General features: G+C 56.3%; 1 rRNA gene. It reads right to left on the bottom strand.

Going from position 1 to position 641, the window contains the following annotated elements:
* A 23S ribosomal RNA gene (locus tag WG8_RS18160) occupies window positions 1-641 on the bottom strand; the annotation flags it as partial.

Consider the following 641-nt stretch of genomic DNA (forward strand, 5'->3'; position numbering starts at 1 on the left):
CACGCTTAGATGCTTTCAGCGCTTATCCCTTCCGTACATAGCTACCCAGCTGTGCTTCTGGCGAAACAACTGGTACACCAGCGGTACGTCCATCCCGGTCCTCTCGTACTAAGGACAGCTCCTCTCAAATTTCCTACGCCCACGACAGATAGGGACCGAACTGTCTCACGACGTTCTGAACCCAGCTCGCGTACCGCTTTAATGGGCGAACAGCCCAACCCTTGGGACCTACTTCAGCCCCAGGATGCGATGAGCCGACATCGAGGTGCCAAACCTCCCCGTCGATGTGGACTCTTGGGGGAGATAAGCCTGTTATCCCCAGGGTAGCTTTTATCCGTTGAGCGATGGCCCTTCCATGCGGTACCACCGGATCACTAAGCCCGACTTTCGTCCCTGCTCGACTTGTAGGTCTCGCAGTCAAGCTCCCTTCTGCCTTTGCACTCTTCGAATGATTTCCAACCATTCTGAGGGAACCTTGGGGCGCCTCCGTTACTCTTTAGGAGGCGACCGCCCCAGTCAAACTGCCCACCTGACACTGTCCTCGTACCGGCTTACGGTACCAAGTTAGAACCTAGATACGATCAGGGTGGTATCCCAAGGATGCCTCCCCTCAAGCTGGCGCTCAAGGCTCAACGGCTCCC

Origin of the sequence: Paenibacillus sp. Aloe-11 (genome assembly GCF_000245715.1) — a bacterium.
GTDB classification, from domain to species: domain Bacteria; phylum Bacillota; class Bacilli; order Paenibacillales; family Paenibacillaceae; genus Paenibacillus; species Paenibacillus kribbensis.